This is a genomic window from Poseidonocella sp. HB161398, assembly GCF_005870025.1.
Lineage (GTDB): Bacteria > Pseudomonadota > Alphaproteobacteria > Rhodobacterales > Rhodobacteraceae > Mangrovicoccus.
In genome coordinates this window covers 1-18,224 of the sequence record NZ_VATA01000007.1, presented here as the reverse complement: position 1 = coordinate 18,224, position 18,224 = coordinate 1, and the positions used below count along the sequence as shown (strand labels likewise).

Genomic DNA, 18,224 nt, shown 5'->3' with positions numbered 1-18,224 from the left:
CGGGCCGGGCCGGGCTCAGCCCAGCTCGGCCAGCAGCTGCACCGCCATCGCCGCCGCCGTCGCCCGGTTCTCCACCCCGAGCTTGGCGTAGATCTGAAGAAGGTGCTTCTTCACCGTGGCGGCGGAATTGCCGAGGATCGCGGCGATGTCCTGGTTCGACTTGCCCGCCGCCAGCCACAATAGCACCTCCGCCTCGCGCGCGGTCAGCCCGAACCGGTCGCGCAGCGCCGCCTCCCGCGCGCCGGGGCGCGACTCCGTCACCCGGTAGAGCGCCTCGCCCGGCCGCACCGGCGCCAGGTACTGGAATTCCAGCAGCCGCTCGCCCACGGTCAGCCGCGACCGGCTGTCCGCCGCGCCCCGCATTGACAGCAGCTGGCCCGCCAGCGCGTCGCTGAGCACCAGCCGCCCGTTCTCGAAGAGATCGGCGAGGATCTCCTCGGCCCGCGGCGTCGACCACAGGAGCCGCCCCTCGCCGTCGAGCGCCATGAGGCTGCGCCCGGCCGCATCCAGCGCCGCCCGCGCGCCCTGCGCCAGCCGAGCATTGGTCAGGTGGACACGGATGCGGGCGATCATCTCCTCCAGCACGACGGGCTTCGTCACGTAGTCGACGCCCCCCGCCGCCAGCCCCTTCACCACATGCTCGGTCTCGGTCAGCCCGGTCATGAAGATCACCGGGATATGTTCGCGCCCCGGCATCTGCTTGATCGCCCGCGTGGTCTCGAACCCGTCGAGCCCGGGCATGATCGCGTCCATCAGGATGACATGCGGCTCGACCTTCGCCAGCAGCTCCAGCGCCGCCTGGCCGCGGATCGAGACCAGCGCCGTCATCCCCTCGCGCTCCAGCGTGTCGGTCAGCAGCTCCAGCGTCTCGGGCTGGTCGTCGACGATCAGGACGGTGTCGCCAAGCGCGGTCATTCCGGCATCTCCTGCAGATCGGCGGCAATGGCGGGCAGGTCGAAGCGCGCGGCAAGCGCCCGCCAGCGCGCCAGCTGTCCCGGCGCGGTTCCCTCCGCCTCCAGCCGGTCGAGCGCCTCGGTCACGCCGCGCCGGTGGCCGATCCCGGCCGCATCGCGCAAGGCGGCAAGCGCCGGGCCCGCTGGGGCGGCGGCGGGCCGGGCCGGCGCAGGTGCCGCAGGCGGCGGCACGGCCGGCGGCTCCGGCGCGTCGCCGCGGATCCAGGCAAGGTCCAGAAGCCCGCCCGCCGCCTCGAAAAGCGCGTCGGCCTCGAAGGGCTTCGCCAGGAAGGCGTCGTGATCCGCCCCGGCCTCGCGCCGCGCCCCGGCCTCGGCATCCTGGGCATTGGCCGAGACCATCAGGATCCGCAGCCCCGGAAACAGCGCGCGCAGCTTCGCCGCAAGCTCCCAGCCGGTCATGCCCGGCATCGACACGTCGAGCACCGCCAGATCGGGGGCCAGCGCCGGCGCGATCCGCAGCGCCTCGCTGCCCGAGCGCGCGGTCGAGACCGCGAAGCCCAGGGGCGCCAGCAGCCGCCGCGCCAGCTCCAGATGCTCGGCCGTGTCATCGACCAGCAGCACCCGGCGGCGCGGACCGGCATAGCCCAGGATCGGCGCGGTCTCCTCGGCGGCCGGGCCCGCCGCCTCGAACATCATCAGCCGCAGCGTGATCCGCGTGCCCGCGCCGGGGCGGCTCTCCACCGAGAGCGTGCCGCCCATGATCTCGCTCAGCAGCTTGGTGATGGTCAGGCCCAGCCCGGTCCCCGGGATCGCCTGCGCGGCGGCCGAGCTGCCGCGGTCGAAGGGCTGGAAGATCCGCTCCAGATCCGCCTCCGGGATGCCGATGCCGGTGTCGAAGACTTCGATCTCCAGCGTCGAGCCGCGATAGGAGGCGCGCATCCCCGCCTCGCCGGTCTCGGTGAACTTCACCGCATTGGCGAGGAGGTTGATCAGCACCTGGCGCAGCCGCTTGCGGTCGGCCATGACATGGCGCGGCAGCCGGCCCCGGGGCTCGTAGGAGAAGCCGATCCCCTTGGCCTCCGCCTGCAGGCGGAACATGCCGGCCAGCTGCTCCAGCAGGTCGCGCAGCGCGATCCGGTCGCGCGACAGCACCAGCGTGCCGCTTTCGACGCGCGAGATGTCCTGCAGCCCCTCGATCAGGTCGGTCAGGTGCTCGGCGCTGCGGCGGATCACGGCGGTGGCAGTCTTCTGGGTCTCGGGCGCGCGCTCCATCAGCTGGGCATAGCCGAAGATCGAGTTGAGCGGCGAGCGCAGCTCGTGGCTGAGCCCGGTGAGGAAGCGCGACTTGGCGAAATTAGCCGCCTCCGCCGCCTCGCGCGCCTTCTGCGCCGCCTCGTCGGAGGCCCGGCGGCGGGCATTCTCGTCGAAGAGCTCGCCCGCCTGGCGCTCGAACTCTTCCTCCACGGCGCGGCGGCCCTCGGCATTGAGCACCAGGAACCAGGCCATCAGCCCCGAGAGGATCGCGAGCGCGGCGAAGACCGCCCAGAGCGCGCGGGAGACAGCGGCAAATTCGGCCTCTGGCAGCGATGGGGCGAGCTGGTGGGCGACCGCCCCGAGAAGCCCGGCAAGGACCAGCGCCAGCACCAGCGCCAGCCCGCCGACCTGGGCGATCCGCGACCGCGTGCGCCGCGCGAGCCCGGGCGGCAGCAGCCAGTCGGCGACCGCCGCCGCCTGCTGCGAGGCGCGCCCCTCGGTCTTGCAGCGGTCATGGCAGCGCCCCTCGAGCGAGCAGCAGAGCGAGCAGATCGGCAGCGCATAGGCCGGGCACTGCGCCATGTCCTCGGGGTCGAAGCGGTTTTCGCAGAGCCCGCAGGTGCACAGCCCGTCCGCCTCCGGCGCCACGGCCGAGCGGCGCGCGATATAGAACCGCCCGCCGGTCGCCCAGGCGATCAGCGGCGCCGCGGCGAAGGCGGTCGCCAGCCCGATCGGCACGCAGAAGGCCCGCGCCATCTCGCCGCCGAACCCCGCGAGGCAGGCCACCGCCGTCAGCACCGACAGCAGCATCGCGCCGCCGCCGACCGGGTTGATGTCGTAGAGATGGGCGCGCTTGAACTCCATCTCCTTCGGCGCCAGCCCCAGCGGCCGCGAGACCACGAGGTCGCCCGCGATGGCGCCGAGCCAGCCGACCGCGAGGATGGCGAAGAGGTCGAGGATGCTCTCCAGCGCGCGGAAGATGCCGAATTCCATCAGGAACAGCGCCAGCCCGGTGTTGAAGACCAGCCAGACGACCCGCCCGGGATGCGAATGGGTCAGCCGCGAGAAGGTGTTCGACCAGGCGATCGAGCCGGCATAGGCGTTGGTGACGTTGATCTTCACCTGGCAGATGCAGACGAAAATCCCGGTCAGCGCCAGCGCGATCCCGGGATGGCCGGTCAGCCCCTCGAAGGCCATGCGGAACATCTCGGCCGGCTGCGCGGCGCGCTCGGCCGGCACGCCCTGCGACAGCGCCAGCCAGGCCAGCATCGAGCCCAGCACCAGCTTGCCCGCGCCCAGGAACACCCAGCCCGGCCCGGCCAGCACCAGCCAGCCCCACCAGCCCGCCGAGCGCTTCGCGGGCATGAAGCGCAGGTAGTCGACCTGCTCGCCGATCTGCGGCAGGAGAGACATCAAGAGCGACAGCGACGCCCCGACGAGCAGCGGGTCGATCCCCCCCGTGCCGCCCGTGCCCGCCGCGCCGGAGAAATCCAGCCAGCCCGGCATGGCCCCGGCCTCGGAGAAGGCCAGCACCGCCAGCGGCGCGACCTGCAGCACGAGCCAGACCGGCTGGGTCCAGAGCTGCAGCCGCGAGATCCGGCGGATGCCGAAGGCCGCGATCGGCAGCACCACCAGCGCGGAGATGAGATGCGCCAGCCACAGCGGCAGGCCCAGCACCATCTCGAGCGCCACGGACATGATGCTGGCCTCTATGGCGAAGAGGACGAAGGTGAAGGTCGCGTAGATCAGCGAGGTGATGGTCGAGCCGAGATAGCCGAATCCCGCCGCCCGGGTCAGCAGGTCGATATCGAGCCCCGCCTTCCCCGCCGCCGAGACGATGGGCAGGCCGATGGCGAAGGCCGTTACGGTCAGCAGCGCGATCGCCACCAGCGCATTGGCCGTGCCGTAGCTCAGCGTCAGCGCGCCGCCGATCGCCTCGCAGGCGAGAAAGGCGATGGCCCCGAGCGCGGTCTGCGCCACCCGCCCAGCAGGCAGCCGCGCGCTGCGCGCGGTAAAGCGCAGCGCGTAGTCTTCCAGCGTCTCGTCGGCGACATACTGGTTGTAGCGGCGCCTCTCGGGCACGATCTGCTGCGCCTGGCTCATGGATCCCCGTTGCGGTGCGGTCTGGCGAACTGTCCCCCCGCGCCGCGCGGGACGCAACCGGAGGCGGCCATTCTGCCGCTCCGGCCGCCGGGTGCAAGTGCAGCGGACGGGCCATCTGCCGCATCCTGAGGCAGCCGGCCCCCTGGCGGGACCGGCCGGCAGGTCAGCCGAAGGCGACCTTGCGCAGCATGTTGAGCGCGACGAGCACCAGGAAGACGGCGAAGACGCGTTTCAGCGGCTTCGGATCGAGCGAATGCGCCAGCTTCACGCCCAGAGGCGCGGTGATCAGCGTCATCGCGATGACGATCAGGAAGGCCGGCAGGTTGACCGCGCCCAGCGTGTAGGGCGGACGTGCGGCGGGATCGAGCGACAGCAGAAGGAAGCCCGCCGTCGAGGGCGCCGCGATCAGCACGCCGAACCCCGCCGCGGTGGCCACGGCGCGGTGGATCGGCACGCCATGCAGGCTCATCAGCGGCACGCCGAAGCTGCCGCCGCCGATCCCCATCAGCACCGACAGGAAGCCGACCGCGGGCGAATAGGCGGCGCGGCGCGCGCCTTTCGGCATCTCTTCGGCCAGGCGCCAATGGGCCTTGCCGAGCCCCATGTAGAGGCCGATTACCAGCGCCAGGCAGCCGAAGATCGCCTGCAGCACGATCGAGCGCAGCGAGGCGGCGACCAGCACGCCGACGACCGCGCCGATGACGATGCCCGGCGCCCAGGTCCTCAGGATGTCCCAGTCGACCGCGCCCTTGCGGTTGTGGCTGAGCAGCGAGCGCACCGAGGTGACGATGATCGTCGCCAGCGAGGTCGCCAGGCAGACCTGCATCAGCTGCGGGCCGCCATAGCCCAGCGTGGAGAAGGCGTAGAAGAAGGCGGGCACCAGCACGATGCCGCCGCCGACGCCGAGCAGCCCGGCCAGAACGCCGGCGAAGGCGCCGATCACGGCCAGCAGGATCAGCATCAGGAAAAGCAGGGAGGGATCGGTCATGACGGACATCCGTTCGGTCAGTTACTCGGAAAGGGGCCGCGTGGCGGCCAGGAAGGCGCCGGCGACATGGGCCTGCATCGCCAGTCGCGCGGCATCGGGGTCGCCCGCGCGGATCGCCGCGGCGATCGCCCGGTGCTCGCTGCGCGAGCGGGCCTGCCGCCCGGCATCGCGGGCGAAGTTCATCGCCCGCCAGGGCAGGGTCTGCAGCTCGAGCGCCTCGAGCGTGCGCGCCAGGACGGGGCTGCGGGCGCCGGCGCGGATCGCGGCATGGACCCGCAGGTTCAGCGCGGAATAGGCGGCGGGATCGGCCTCGCGCTCCTCCTCCAGAAGCCCCGCCAGCGCGGCCCGCTCGATCTCGGTCATCCGCCTGGCCGCCAGCGCGGCAATCGCGCCCTCGATCTCGCCCACCGCCTCGAAGAGCCCGGCCATCTCCGCCGGGTCGGGCGTCTTCAGCGCGAAGGCGCGGCGCGGGCCGCGCTCGGCCAGCCCGTCGCGCGCCAGCCGCTGCAGCGCCTCGCGCACCGGGGTGCGGGACACGCCGAATTCCTCGGCCAGCGCGGTCTCGGCGAGCGCGGCGCCGGGCTGCAGGCGCCCCTCCGAGATCCGCGCGATCAGCGCGGCATGGATCCTCTCGGCCGATCCGGCGGTCATCGCGGGCTCTCCTCTGCTTCGCGGCATATGTATACAGGTTGACATCACATGTACACTCTTTTTCAATGGCGCCACGGGATCCGCCGCGGCGCCCGGCAGGGGCCGCGCGGCAGAACGGGGTAGACGCGCCCCGTCCGCGCGATGCAGGCTGGCCCTGCCGCACCCGCATCCGGGGCGGGCGCGCCCGACCCGCGCCAGGAGACCCGACATGGCCATCGACCCGTTCGTGACGACCTTTGACGAAGGCGCGCTGCCGCCGCGGGACGGACCGCTTTCGGGGCTGCGCCTGGCGGTGAAGGACAACCTGGACATCAAGGGCCATGTCACCGGCTCGGGCCATCCCGGCTGGGCTGCGCGCCAGGCGCCCGCCACCGCCACTGCGCCGGTGGTCGCGGCCCTTCTGGACGCCGGGGCCGAACTGGCCGGCAAGACGCATATGGACGAGCTGGCCTATTCGCTGATGGGCGAGAACGCCCATTACGGGACGCCGCTGAACCCGGCCGCGCCCGACCGGGTGCCCGGCGGGTCCTCTTCTGGCTCCGCCTCGGCGGTGGCGCAGGGGCTGGCGGATCTGGCGCTCGGCACGGACACGGGCGGCTCCGTCCGGCTTCCCGCCTCGTTCTGCGGGCTCTGGGGCTGGCGGGCAAGCCACGGGCTGCTGCCCGCTGCGGGGATGCAGCCGCTGGCGGCCAGCTACGACGTGCCGGGGCTCTTCGCCGCCGATGCCGGGACGCTGCTGCTCGGCGCGGCGATCCTGGCGCCTGAAACGGATCTGCCCGCGCCGCGCTTCCTCGCCCCGGCCGATCTCTGGGCGGAGGTGCCCGCGGCCACGGCGGCCGCGCTGCGCCCGCTGCTGCCCCCGGCCGATCCGGCGCCGCTGCTGTCGCCCGCCGAGATCGCCGAGCTGCAGCCGGTCTTCCGCGTCGCCCAGGCGGCCGAGATTGCCGAGGAGTTCGGCGACTGGATCCGCGCCGCATCCCCCGAATTCGGCCCCGGCGTGCGCGAGCGCTTCGAGGCGGCGATGGCGCTGAGCGCGGAGGAAATCGCCGAGGCCCGGACCGCCCGCGACCGGCTGCGCGCGCGGATCCGCGCGGCCCTTGACGAGGACGGCATCCTGCTCCTGCCAACCGCCCCCGGCGCGGCGCCGAAGCTCGGGGCGGGCGGCGCGGAGATGGAGGCCTTCCGCACGGCGGCGATCCGGCTCCTGAGCATCGCCGGGCATGCCGGGCTGCCGCAGGTCTCGATGCCGCTGGCCATGGTGGAGGACGCCCCGCTCGGCCTGTCGCTGATCGGTCCGGCCGGCAGCGACCTCGGCCTGATCGCGCTTGCCGCCGAACGCTTCGCCGCCCGGCGCGAGCTGGCCTGACCCGCTCCGGCTCCGGGACGGCTGCTGCCGTCCCTTGAATTCCGCGCAACAGGCAGCGGCAGGCGCTAGCCCGCCGCCGCGCGAAGGATCCGGCCCAGAGCCTCCGCCGCCTCCCCCAGCCGCGGCTCCTCGAAGCCGGCATAGCCGAGGATCAGCCCTTCGGGCGCATCGGGCAGGCGCGCATGGGCGGAGAGCGCGCGCAGCACCATCCCCTCCGCCGCGGCGCGGGCAGAGATCTCGCGGTCCGGGACCCGCCCGGCCAGATCCGGGCCGAGGGGCAGCATCAGATGCATGCCAGACGGGTCGGCGGAAAGCGACAAGAGCCCCTCGAACGGCGCGAGGCAGGCAAGCAGATGCGCCTGCCGCCGCGCATAGACGCGCCGCATCCGCCGCAGATGGGTGGCGAATTCGCCGCTTTCCATGAAGGCCGCCAGCGCCGGCTGCGGCAGCAGCGAGGCGCGCGCGCCGGTCACCTCCAGATGGTCCCGCGCCGCGCCGGTCAGCGCCTCGGGCAGGACCAGGTAGCCGATCCGGAGACCGGGGCTGAGGAGCTTCGAGAAGCTGCCCATGTAGACCGTGCGGCCGAGCCCGTCGAGCCCGGCCAGCGAGGGCAAGGGCTGCCCCTGGTAGCGGAACTCGCTGTCATAGTCGTCCTCGATCACCAGCGCGCCCTCGGCCTCCGCCCAGCCGAGCAGCGCCAGCCGCCGCGCCAGCGGCATGGCGGTGCCGGTCGGATAGTGGCGCGAGGGCGTGACGATCGCCGCGGCGAGCCCGCCGGGCAGCCGCGCCGGGTCGAGCCCCTCGCCGTCTATCCGCACAGGACAGGGCGAAAGCCCGCCGCGCTGCAGGAGCTTCTGCTGCGTCGGCCAGCCCGGATCCTCGACGGCGATCCGCGCGCCCGCCTGCAGGGCCGCGCCGCGCAGCAGGTCGAAGGCGTCCCAGGCGCCCGAGGTGACCACGATCTGGCCGGCGTCGCAATCGAGCCCGCGCCAGGCCGCCAGATGCGCGGCGATCGCCTGGCGCAGCGGCGCCCAGCCCAGCGGATCGGCCCGCGCGAGCAGCGCCGGGGCCGGGCGCGTCCAGGCGCGCTCCAGATGGCGGGCCCAGGCGCGGTGCGGAAACAGCGCCTGGTCCGGCAGGCCGGGATGGAAGGGCGCGGGCGGCACCGGCGGCGCGGGCGCAGGCCGCGGCCGCTTCGGCGCCGGGACGAGATGCGGCAGGTGGTCCGCGACATAGGTGCCGTCGCCCCGCCGCGTCGCCAGGTAGCCCTCGGCGGCAAGCTGGTCATAGGCGGTCGTCACCGTCATCCGCGACACGCTCAGCTCGGCCGCCAGCACGCGGCTGGCCGGCAGCTTCCGCCCGGCGAAGCGCCCGCCGATCAGGAGCCCGCGCAGCGCATCGGCCAGCTGCAGGTGCAGCGGCGCGCCTCCGCCCCGCTCCAACGCCAGGGCGAAGAGCGCCGCCTGAAAATTGGACTGGGCATAATCTTCTGGATTGGACATGTTGCCAGGGCCAATACCGCGCTAGCAGCGGCGGGACAAGCCAGCAAAGGAGTCCCGCCATGAGCGATACGCTCGCCGTCACCGACCGTTCCCGCCTGCGCCGCTCGCATCCCCGCGGCAGCTTCGCGCGCGAGGACGTCAACGCCATCCTCGACGCGCAGCCGCTGTGCAGCGCCGCCTATGTGATCGACGGCCGCCCCTATGTCACTCCGACCCTGCAATGGCGCGAGGGCGACCATGTCTACTGGCACGGCTCGGCCGCCAGCCGCGCGCTGAAGGCCGGGCGCGATGCCGAGGTCTGCCTCAGCGTCTCGATCCTCGACGGCTTCGTGCTGGCGCGCTCGGGGATGCACCATTCGGTCAATTCGCGCTCGGTCACGCTGTTCGGGACGGCCTTCCGGGTCGAGGACGAGGCGGAGAAGCTGGCCAAGCTGGCGCGCTTCGTCAACGGGCTCTTCCCCGGCCGCTATGACGGGCTGCGGCCCGACCACGCGCAGGATCTGAAGGCGACCACCGTGCTCGGCATGAAGATCGAGGAAGGCGCCGCCAAGGTGCGCACCGGCGGGCCGAATGACGAGGAGCCGGACTACGCGCTGCCGATCTGGGCCGGGGTGATCCCGGTGCGCATGGTCGTCGGCACGCCCGAGCCCGATCCGCGCAACCTGCCCGGGGTCGAGCTGCCCGCCCATGTGCGCGACTTCCGCCTGGGCTGAGGCGGCTCAGGCGCTGGCGCGCTCGATCAGCCGCCCTTCGAAGATCCGGGAGAAGTCCCGGGTCTCGGAACTGTTGAGCACCTCGACCAGGTACTCGGCCATCTCGGTCAGCGGCTGGCGGTAGGTGGTCAGCTGGTAGTTCAGGCTGTCGGCCTGCGGGATGTCGTCGAAGCCGGTCACGGCGATGTCCTCGGGCACGCGCAGTCCCAGCCGGTGGCGCAGGATGTCGATCGCGCCGATCGCCAGCGCGTCGTTCTCGCAGACCAGCACATCGGGCAGATCCGCGCCCCGCCCCGCCAGAGCCGCCTCAACCGCCGCCCCCGAAAGCGCCGGGTCGTAGGCATCGACATTGACGCAGTCGGGCCGGCGGCCATGGCGCTCGATCCAGTAGTCGCGGAAGGTCTCCTTGCGCAGGAGATGCGCCGAGGAGGTGCGCGGCCCGGCGACGAACATCGGCCGGCGGTAGCCCCGGGCATCGACATAGGCGGCGATCTCCTTCATCGCCGAGACATCGTCGACCGCGATCGAGATCGTGTCGGGGTTGGCCGAGCTGCGGGCGAAGATCAGGAGCTTGGGAAAGCGCCTGGCATGCTGCGCGGCGGCCAGCACCTCGTCGTCGAATTGCAGCCCGATCAGGATCACCGCATCGACGCGGCGCTGGCTGGCATTGATCAGCGCCGGGCCCGCATCGGCCTTGTCGAGCGTGTTGACCAGCAGCGTGTCCCAGCCCTCGCGGCGCATCACCCGGGTCAGCCGCTCCATCATCACCAGCTTGTGGGGGTTGGCGAAATCGTCGACCAGCAGCGCCACCAGGTTCGAGCGGTCCGAGGCCAGGCTCGCCGCGCGCAGATCGGGTACGTAACCCAGCCGCTCGGCCGCCTGCATCACCTTCTCGCGGCTCCGGGCGGAGATCGAGGCGTCCTTCTTGAAGGCGCGGTTCACCGTCCAGCGCGACACCCCCGCCTCTGCGGCGACATCATCTGCCGTGACATTGCTTCCCGGTGGCATGCTCCGCTTGGTCCTCCTGGCTCGCCCATGCCCAGCCTAGCCCGGCCGCGCGGTCCGTCATAGCGCGAAGCGACCCGCTTGCCAAAGTTTTTGCTCGCGCGTGCAAATTCATCTTGCACGCGCGTGCAAGGATTGCGATGACTCGGGCGGAAAGCGGCGAGGGGCCGCGATTCGGGAGGAATACATGCTCAGAGTTGGGTTGCTCGGCGCCGGCCGTATCGGTCAGGTGCATGCGGTGAATATTGCCGGCCATGCCCGCAGCGAACTGGCGGCCGTGTCGGACGTCTTCACGGCGGCCTCGGAATCCCTGGCGGCGAAATACGGCGCGCGGGCGGCCAGCTCGGAGGAGATCCTGGCCGATCCGTCGATCGACGCGGTGCTGGTCGCGACCTCGACCGACACGCATTCGGACCTGATCGAGAAGGCCACCGCCGCGGGCAAGGCCGTGCTCTGCGAGAAGCCGGTCGACCTGTCGCTGGCCCGCGCGCTGGAATGCCAGCGCCGCGCCGCCGCCGCAGGACAGCCGGTGATGATCGGCTTCAACCGCCGCTTCGATCCGAATTTCGCGGCGATGAAGGCCGCGCTGGAAGCAGGCGAGATCGGCAAGGCAGAGCTCTTGTCGGTGACCAGCTTCGACCCGGCGCCGCCGCCGGTGAGCTACATCAAGGTCTCGGGCGGGCTGTTCCGCGACATGATGATCCACGATTTCGACATGGCCGCCTTCCTGATGGGCGGACGCCCCGCCACGGTGCAGGCCACTGGCAGCGCGATCGTCGATCCGGCGATCGGCGAGGCCGGGGATGTCGACACTGCGGTCGTCACGCTGACCTATGCCGACGGCCGCATCGCGGTCATAAAGAACAGCCGCCGCGCGGTCTACGGCTACGACCAGCGGGTGGAGCTTCTCGGCTCCGAGGGGCTCCTGTCGGCGGCCAACATGCTGGAGAACACGCTGAGCAAGTCGACCACGGCCGGCGTGACCAGCGCCAAGCCGACCTATTTCTTCCTCGAGCGCTACATGCCCGCCTACGAGAGGGAATGGGACGCCTTCGTCTCGGCCGTGCTCGACGGCGCGCCGATGCCGGTGACGCTGGGCGACGGGATCGCCGCGCTGGCACTGGCGGAGGCGGCGACCGAGTCGCTGAAGACCGGGCTGCCGGTCCGGATCGATCCCGCGCCCGCCATGGCGGCCGGAGAGCCGGTGGCCTAGCCCCCGGAAGACGGACAGCCTGCGCGGGCTGGAGGGACTCCGCGCAGGCCAACGGCGCGCCACGGAGGGCGCGCAGCGGGCGGCCCCCGCCGTCCGTGCCATCAGACCCACAGGGAGGAACCCAATGAAGACGCTTCTCGCTTCCGTCGCGGCTGCCGCGACTCTGGCCGCCATGCCGGTCCTGGCCGCCGACATCATCGTCGTCGCTCATGGCCAGGCCAACGACCCGTTCTGGTCGGTCGTCAAGAACGGCGCCCAGGCCGCCGCCGAGCAGACCGGCGCCAATGTCGATTTCCGCTCGCCCGAGACCTTCGACATGGTGCAGATGAGCCAGCTGATCGACGCCGCGGTGAACCAGGAGCCCGACGGGCTGGTGGTCTCGATCCCCGATGCCGACGCGCTGAGCCCGTCGATCAAGCGCGCCGTCGAGGCCGGGATCCCGGTCATCTCGATGAACTCGGGCGGCGATGTCGCGCATGAGCTGGGCGCCAGGCTGCATGTCGGCCAGTCCGAATACGATGCCGGCGTGGCCGCGGGCCGCAAGCTCGCCGAAATGGGCGGCAAGAAGGGCATCTGCGTCAACCAGGAGGTCGGCAACGTCTCGCTCGACGCGCGCTGCGCGGGCTTCACCGAGGGCTTCGGCGGCAATGTGCAGGTGATCCCGACCATGAACGACCCGGCGGAGGTGCAGTCCAAGGTCCGCGCCGCGCTCGACAGCGACGAAGAGCTCGACACCGTGCTGGGCCTCTCGGCGCCGCTGGTCGGCGAACCGGCCGTGGCCGCGGTCGAGGCGATGGGGCTTGCAGGCGAGGTGCTGGTCGCCTCCTTCGACCTCTCGCCCGGCTTCCTCGAGGCGGTGGCCGACGGCAAGGCCGCCTTCGCCATCGACCAGCAGCAGTTCCTGCAGGGCTACCTGCCGGTCGTCTTCCTGGCGATGAATGCCGAATACGGGCTGATGCCCGGCGGCGACGTGCCCTCGGGGCCGAACCTGGTGACCCAGGAGGCCGCCGCCAAGGTGATCGATCTGGCTGCCCAGGGCATCCGCTGACCGACCGCCGCCCCGGCGCGGCCTCTCCCCGCGCCGGGGACCCCATGCCAGAGGACACCGACATGCCCACGGATGCTGCACTGATGATGGACGAGCGGATCAAGACCGAGCCCTTCGTCGCCCGCCTGATGAAACGACCCGAGCTTGGCGCCATCGGCGGCGTCATCCTCGTCACCCTGTTCTTCCTGGTCACCGCCGACAGCTCGATGTTCACGCTGTCCGGGATCATGAACTTCCTCACCCCCGCCGCCCAGCTCGGCATTCTCGGCATCGCCGCGGCGATGCTGATGATCGGCGGCGAGTTCGACCTTTCCATCGGCTCCATGGTCGCCTTCGCGGGCATGATCTTCGGCGTGCTGACGGTCAATCTGGGCCTGCCGCTGATCGTCTCGATCCCGCTGACGATGATCTTCGCCGCAGGCGTGGGCGCGGTGAACGGGCTGATCGTGATCCGCTCCGGCCTGCCCTCCTTCATCGTCACGCTTGCCGGGCTCTTCATCCTGCGCGGCGCGTCGCTTGTCGGGCTGAAGCTGTTCACCGGCGGCTCGACCCAGCTGCGCGGCGTCCGCGAGGCGGTCGAGGGCGATTTCCTCGCCCCGCTCTTCTCCGGCGACGCCTTCGGCTTCGTCTTCCGCTGGCTGGCCGAGATCGGCGTGATCGAGAAATTCCGCTCCGGCACGCCCAAGGTGCCCGGCATCCCGGTCGAGATCCTCTGGTTCGTCCTGGTCGCCGCCGTCGCCACCTACGTGCTGCTGCGCACCGCCCGCGGCAACTGGATCTTCGCCGCCGGCGGCGACCGCAACGCCGCCTCGAACTCCGGCGTGCCGGTCGACAAGGTCAAGATCGCGCTCTTCATGGCCACCGCCTGCGCTGCCGCCCTCGTCGCCGTCATCACCGTGATCGACAGCGGATCGACCGATGCCCGCCGCGGCTTCATGAAGGAATTCGAGGCGATCATCACCGCGGTGATCGGCGGCTGCCTGCTGACCGGCGGCTACGGCTCGGCCATCGGCGCCTTCTTCGGCGCGATCATCTTCGGCATGGTCACGATCGGCCTGACCTACACCAATTTCGACCAGGACTGGTTCCAGGTCTTCCTCGGCGGCATGCTCCTGATCGCCGTGCTCTTCAACAACGCCATCCGCAAGCGCGTGACCGGAGAACGCTGATGACCATCGACAGCACGTTCCACCATGGCGACCCCGTCACGGGCGCACCGATCGTCGAGATGAAGGGGATCGAGAAGCATTTCGGCAATGTCATCGCGCTTGCCGGGGTCAGCTTCGACATCCGCCCCGGCGAATGCCACTGCCTGCTGGGCGACAACGGCGCGGGAAAGTCCACCTTCATCAAGACCATGTCGGGCGTCCACAAGCCCACCAAGGGCGAGATCCTATTCGAGGGGCGGCCGATGTCCTTCTCCAGCCCGCGCGACGCGATGGAGGCCGGAATCGCCACCGTCTTCCAGGATCTCGCGATGATCCCCTTGATGAGCGTCACCCGCAACTTCTTCATGGGCCGCGAGCCGAAGAAGGGCGAGGGCCTCTTCCGCCGGATGGATCTGGGCGCCGCCAACGAGATCTGCGTCGAGGAGATGCGCAAGATGGGCATCAACCTGCGCGGCCCCGACCAGGCGGTCGGCACGCTCTCGGGCGGCGAGCGCCAGACGGTCGCCATCGCGCGGGCGGTCTATTTCGGCGCCAAGGTGCTGATCCTCGACGAGCCGACCTCCGCGCTCGGCGTGCGCCAGACCTCGAACGTGCTCGCGACCATCGACCGGGTGCGCAAGCAGGGCGTCGGCGTCGTCTTCATCAGCCACAATGTCCGCCATGCGCTGGCCGTCGGCGACCGCTTCACCGTGCTCAACCGCGGCAAGACGCTCGGCACTGCCACCCGCGGCGACATCACCCCCGAGGCGCTGCAGGACCTGATGGCCGGCGGCCAGGAAATGGCCCAGCTCGAAGGCTCGCTCGGCGGCACGATCTGATCCTCCCCGGCGGGCCGCTCCCCCGGCCCGCCGCCCTTCCCTTCCCAGGTGCAGCAATGACCTTTCCGATGCCCGACCGCCCGCTGGGGGTCTGCCTGATCGGCACCGGCTTCATGGGCAAGTGCCATGCCATGGCCTGGCGCAATGTCGCCACGGTCTTCGGCGGCGCCCCGCCCCGGCTGGAGATCCTCTGCGACATGGCCGGGCCGCAGGCGGAGCGCTTCGCCGCGCAATCCGGCTTCGCCCGCGTCTCGGCCGACTGGCAGGCGGCGGTGGCCGATCCGGCGGTGGATGTCGTCTCGATCACCACGCCGAACGCGCTGCACCGCCCGATGGCGGAGGCGGCGCTGGCGGCGGGCAAGCATGTCTGGCTGGAAAAGCCGATGGCGCTGACGCTGGCGGATGCCGAGGCCATGGCCGCGCTGGCCGCCGCCTGCCCCGGACAGGTCACGATGCTCGGCTACAACTACCTGCGCTCGCCCGCCTTCCAGGAGGCGCAGCGGCTCGTGGCCGAAGGCGCGATCGGCACGCCGCACAGTTTCCGCGGGGTCTATGACGAGGATTATTCCGCCGATCCAGAACAGCCCTGGTCCTGGCGGCTGACGCGGCAGGGCGGCGGGCTGGGCGCGCTCGGCGATCTCGGCTGCCATCTCGCCAGCCAGATGGTCGCGCTGATGGGCCCCGTCGCCGAGCTGACCGCGATCACCGCCACCCCGATCGCGCTGCGCCCCTCGCCCGAGGGTCCGAAGCCGGTGGAAAATGACGACACCGCCCATGCGATCCTGCGCTTCGCCAGCGGGGCGACCGGCAGCTTCGCCACCTCGCGCATCGCTGCGGGCCGCAAATGCCGCCTTGCCTGGGAACTCCACGGCTCCGGCGGCACGCTCGCCTTCGACCAGGAGACCATGAACGAGCTCTGGCTCCATCGCAGGGGCGAGCCGGGCCTGACCCGGCTCCTCTCCGGTCCGGACCAGCCGGACTTCGCCGCCTTCTGCCCGGCGCCGGGCCACAATTTCGGCTTCAACGAGCAGAAGACCGTCGAGGCGCGCGACCTCCTCTCCGCCATCGCCGGCGTCCCGCAAAGGGGCCCGGATTTCGCCGCCGGGCTCGACATCGAACGCATCATCCACGCCATGGCCGCCTCCGAAGGCCGCCCCGTGGCGCTCACCTGAAGGACCACCCCATGATCCGCTTCGGCACCAACCCCATCGCCTGGGCCAATGACGACGACCAGAGCATCGGCCGCGACATCCCCACGGAGCGCATCCTCGAAGAGGCCGGCCACCTGATCGGCTTCGACGGGATCGAGAACGGCCATCGCTGGCCCGAGGACCCCGAGGCGCTGAAGGCGCTGCTCGGCAGCTACGGGCTCGCCTTCATCTCCGGCTGGTACTCGACCGAGCTGCTGGCCCGCTCCGTCGAGGAGGAGATCGCCGCCGTCCAGCCGCATCTGGCCAGGCTCCGCCACAATGGCTGCGCCGTCTGCATCGTCTGCGAGACCTCGAACGCCATCCATGGCGACCCCGCGCGCCCGGTGAACGGCAAGCCGGTGCTGAGCGCGGCCGGGATGGCGGATTTCGGCGCGAAGATCGAGGCCTTCGCCGCCTATCTCGCCAGCCAGGGCGTGACCCTCGCCTATCACCACCACATGGGCACCGTCGTCGAGACCCCGGAGGAAATCGACGCCTTCATGGCGGCGACCGGGCCCGCGACGCATCTGCTGTTCGATGCCGGGCACTGCACCTTCGGCGGCGGCAACCCGGCGGAGGTGCTGGCGCGCCATGCCGCCCGCGTCGCGCATTTCCACGCCAAGAACATCCGCCCGGCGGTCACCGCGCGGGTCCGCGCCGAGGGGATGAGCTTCCTTGGGGGCGTGCTGGCCGGGGCCTTCACCGTGCCCGGCGACCAGGAGGGCGGCATCGACTTCAAGCCGCTACTGCAGATCCTCGCCGACACGGGCTATGACGGCTGGATCGTCATCGAGGCCGAGCAGGACCCGGACGTCCGCAACCCGCTGCTCTACCAGACGCTCGGGCTCCACACGCTCAAGCGCCTCGCCGCCGAGACCGGCCTGGCCCGCCGCACCGGCAAGGCCGCCTGAAGGAACCCGCAAGATGACGACATTCCCGCTTGCCGCCTGCGCCGAAATGCTCTGGCAGGACCGCCCGATCGACTGGCGCTGCGCGCGGCTGAAGGAGATGGGCTTCGGCGTCGGCCTTTGGAACTGGCCGGATCACGACCTGGCGAAGCTCGAGGCGACCGGCGCCGAGTTCACCATCATGAACGGCTACCTGACCGGGCGGCTGGCCGATGACGAGGGCGCCGACGAGCTCCTGCGCTCGGCGCGCGAGACCGCGCAGGTCGGCAAGCGGCTGGGCGTGGCGCGGCTGAACCTGCATGGCACCGGGCTCGGCGAGGGCGGCCTGCCTGTCGTGCCCTGCGAGACGGTGACGGGCGCGATGTGGCTGAAGGCGCGCGACACGCTCTGCCGCATCGCAGAGATGGCCGAGCAGGAAGGCGTGACCTTCACGCTGGAGAACCTCAACCTGCCGGTCGACCACCCCGGCGTGCCCTTTGCCCGCGCCGAGGACACGATCGCGCTGGTCGCGGCGGTGGACCATCCGCGGCTGCGGCTGAACCTCGACCTCTACCATGTGCAGATCGGCGAGGGGAACCTGATCGAGTGCTGCCGCCGGGCCCTGCCCTGGATCGGCGAGGTGCAGGTCGCGGACGTGCCCGGCCGCTGCCAGCCAGGCACCGGCGAAATCGCCTATCCCGCCATCGCCCGCGCGCTGGCGGAGATGGGATATGCGGGTCCCGTCGGCATGGAGGCCTTCGCCCGCGGCGATCCCGACGCCGCGCTCGAGGCCTTCCGCGCCGCCTTCACCCTCTAGCAGGCCGCTGACAAAGCAGTCCGCGACGGCGCCGTCGCGGAGATCGTTCCGGTTCTGGCCAGGACGGCTCCCTGAATCGGGCAGGCCCTGCGGCCTTCCGGACCTCCTTCCCGGTTGAGCCTCCGGCCTGCGTGGCCGACCAGGCTTTCCCGGCACGGTTCCGGGCCCGGCAGCGCGCGGCCCGATCCGCAGATCCTTCGCCGGGATTGCGACAGCCGCGCGGGCCTTCCTTGCGGCTGTCTTGCAGCGCGCGCCCGGGCGGCGGCATCGCCGGAGCCCGGAAAGGAAGCACGCGCCCGGGCGTTCATCGCCTGCGGGCCCCGGACAGGGGGAGGCGTCCGGCGGGGTGCTGAAAAAGCCCGTGCGGCGACGGAGTGCAGGGCTAGACTGGAAAATTTGTCCGGAATGCGGCTGTACGTGATCTTCTCTCGGCGATGCTTCAGCCGAATACGGAACAGTTTCCGCCCTGGCGACGCCCCACAGCCATTTTTCCGCCCCCTGCACTCATGATCGCCGCCACCCCCTTGTTCCAAGGCGAATCCTCCGGCGGTGCCGGGCGCGGCGGGTTGGAGATGCGCAAGGCCGG

Annotated in this window: 15 protein-coding genes; 9 read left to right on the top strand and 6 right to left on the bottom strand. The window is 71.4% G+C overall.

The window, feature by feature from the left end; all coding sequences use genetic code 11:
- Positions 1 to 15: 15 nt before the first annotated feature.
- The 4 genes from FGX59_RS07645 to FGX59_RS07630 form a co-directional block, all read right to left on the bottom strand.
- On the bottom strand, positions 16 to 915 hold the full coding sequence (locus FGX59_RS07645) for a DNA-binding response regulator (RefSeq protein ID WP_138465943.1): 900 nt from the start codon (positions 913 to 915) through the stop codon (positions 16 to 18).
- The gene (locus FGX59_RS07640; protein ID WP_138465942.1) at positions 912 to 4,271 is read right to left on the bottom strand and encodes an ATP-binding protein; all 3,360 of its coding nucleotides are present in this window, start codon (positions 4,269 to 4,271) and stop codon (positions 912 to 914) included. Before FGX59_RS07640 ends, FGX59_RS07645 begins: the two co-directional genes overlap by 4 nt.
- 163 nt (positions 4,272 to 4,434) lie before the next feature.
- Complete coding sequence (locus FGX59_RS07635) at positions 4,435 to 5,259, bottom strand: sulfite exporter TauE/SafE family protein (protein WP_138465941.1); 825 nt, start codon at positions 5,257 to 5,259, stop codon at positions 4,435 to 4,437.
- A 21-nt stretch (positions 5,260 to 5,280) separates the two neighbouring features.
- On the bottom strand, positions 5,281 to 5,910 hold the full coding sequence (locus tag FGX59_RS07630; RefSeq protein ID WP_138465940.1) for a GntR family transcriptional regulator: 630 nt from the start codon (positions 5,908 to 5,910) through the stop codon (positions 5,281 to 5,283).
- Positions 5,911 to 6,118: 208 nt separating this feature from the next.
- Between FGX59_RS07630 and FGX59_RS07625 the strand changes: the two genes are divergently transcribed.
- The gene (locus tag FGX59_RS07625; RefSeq protein WP_138465939.1) at positions 6,119 to 7,276 is read left to right on the top strand and encodes an amidase; all 1,158 of its coding nucleotides are present in this window, start codon (positions 6,119 to 6,121) and stop codon (positions 7,274 to 7,276) included.
- A 65-nt stretch (positions 7,277 to 7,341) separates the two neighbouring features.
- On the opposite strand, the gene FGX59_RS07620 is transcribed toward FGX59_RS07625, so the two are convergent.
- On the bottom strand, positions 7,342 to 8,778 hold the full coding sequence (locus FGX59_RS07620; protein ID WP_138465938.1) for a PLP-dependent aminotransferase family protein: 1,437 nt from the start codon (positions 8,776 to 8,778) through the stop codon (positions 7,342 to 7,344).
- A gap of 59 nt (positions 8,779 to 8,837) precedes the next feature.
- Here FGX59_RS07620 and FGX59_RS07615 point away from each other — a divergent pair, with 59 nt between their 5' ends.
- Positions 8,838 to 9,491 carry a pyridoxamine 5'-phosphate oxidase family protein gene (locus tag FGX59_RS07615; RefSeq protein WP_138465937.1) on the top strand — a complete coding sequence of 218 codons (654 nt, stop codon included), beginning with the start codon at positions 8,838 to 8,840 and terminating at the stop codon, positions 9,489 to 9,491.
- A 6-nt stretch (positions 9,492 to 9,497) separates the two neighbouring features.
- On the opposite strand, the gene FGX59_RS07610 is transcribed toward FGX59_RS07615, so the two are convergent.
- Positions 9,498 to 10,499, bottom strand: a complete 1,002-nt coding sequence (locus FGX59_RS07610) for a LacI family DNA-binding transcriptional regulator (RefSeq protein WP_138465936.1) — start codon at positions 10,497 to 10,499, stop codon at positions 9,498 to 9,500.
- A gap of 184 nt (positions 10,500 to 10,683) precedes the next feature.
- On the opposite strand from FGX59_RS07610, the gene iolG reads away from it, so the two are divergent.
- The 7 genes from iolG to FGX59_RS07575 all read left to right on the top strand — a co-directional run bounded on the left by iolG (position 10,684) and on the right by FGX59_RS07575 (position 17,638).
- Positions 10,684 to 11,709 (top strand): inositol 2-dehydrogenase, encoded by a 1,026-nt coding sequence (gene iolG / locus FGX59_RS07605; protein WP_138465935.1) that lies wholly within the window; start codon positions 10,684 to 10,686, stop codon positions 11,707 to 11,709.
- A 124-nt stretch (positions 11,710 to 11,833) separates the two neighbouring features.
- Entirely contained in the window at positions 11,834 to 12,757 is a 924-nt protein-coding gene (locus tag FGX59_RS07600; protein WP_138465934.1) for a sugar ABC transporter substrate-binding protein, read from the top strand.
- Between the two features lie 62 nt (positions 12,758 to 12,819).
- On the top strand, positions 12,820 to 13,926 hold the full coding sequence (locus FGX59_RS07595; protein ID WP_138465933.1) for an ABC transporter permease: 1,107 nt from the start codon (positions 12,820 to 12,822) through the stop codon (positions 13,924 to 13,926).
- A complete protein-coding gene (locus FGX59_RS07590; RefSeq protein WP_138465932.1) occupies positions 13,926 to 14,744 on the top strand; it encodes an ATP-binding cassette domain-containing protein in 819 nt (272 codons plus the stop codon). Before FGX59_RS07595 ends, FGX59_RS07590 begins: the two co-directional genes overlap by 1 nt.
- A 56-nt stretch (positions 14,745 to 14,800) precedes the next feature.
- Positions 14,801 to 15,916: a Gfo/Idh/MocA family protein gene (locus FGX59_RS07585; RefSeq protein ID WP_138465931.1), complete on the top strand. Its 1,116-nt coding sequence runs from the start codon at positions 14,801 to 14,803 to the stop codon at positions 15,914 to 15,916.
- A gap of 11 nt (positions 15,917 to 15,927) precedes the next feature.
- Positions 15,928 to 16,845 carry a myo-inosose-2 dehydratase gene (gene iolE, locus FGX59_RS07580; RefSeq protein ID WP_138465930.1) on the top strand — a complete coding sequence of 306 codons (918 nt, stop codon included), beginning with the start codon at positions 15,928 to 15,930 and terminating at the stop codon, positions 16,843 to 16,845.
- 13 nt (positions 16,846 to 16,858) lie between these two features.
- Entirely contained in the window at positions 16,859 to 17,638 is a 780-nt protein-coding gene (locus tag FGX59_RS07575; RefSeq protein WP_138465929.1) for a TIM barrel protein, read from the top strand.
- The last annotated feature ends 586 nt before the right edge of the window (positions 17,639 to 18,224 follow it).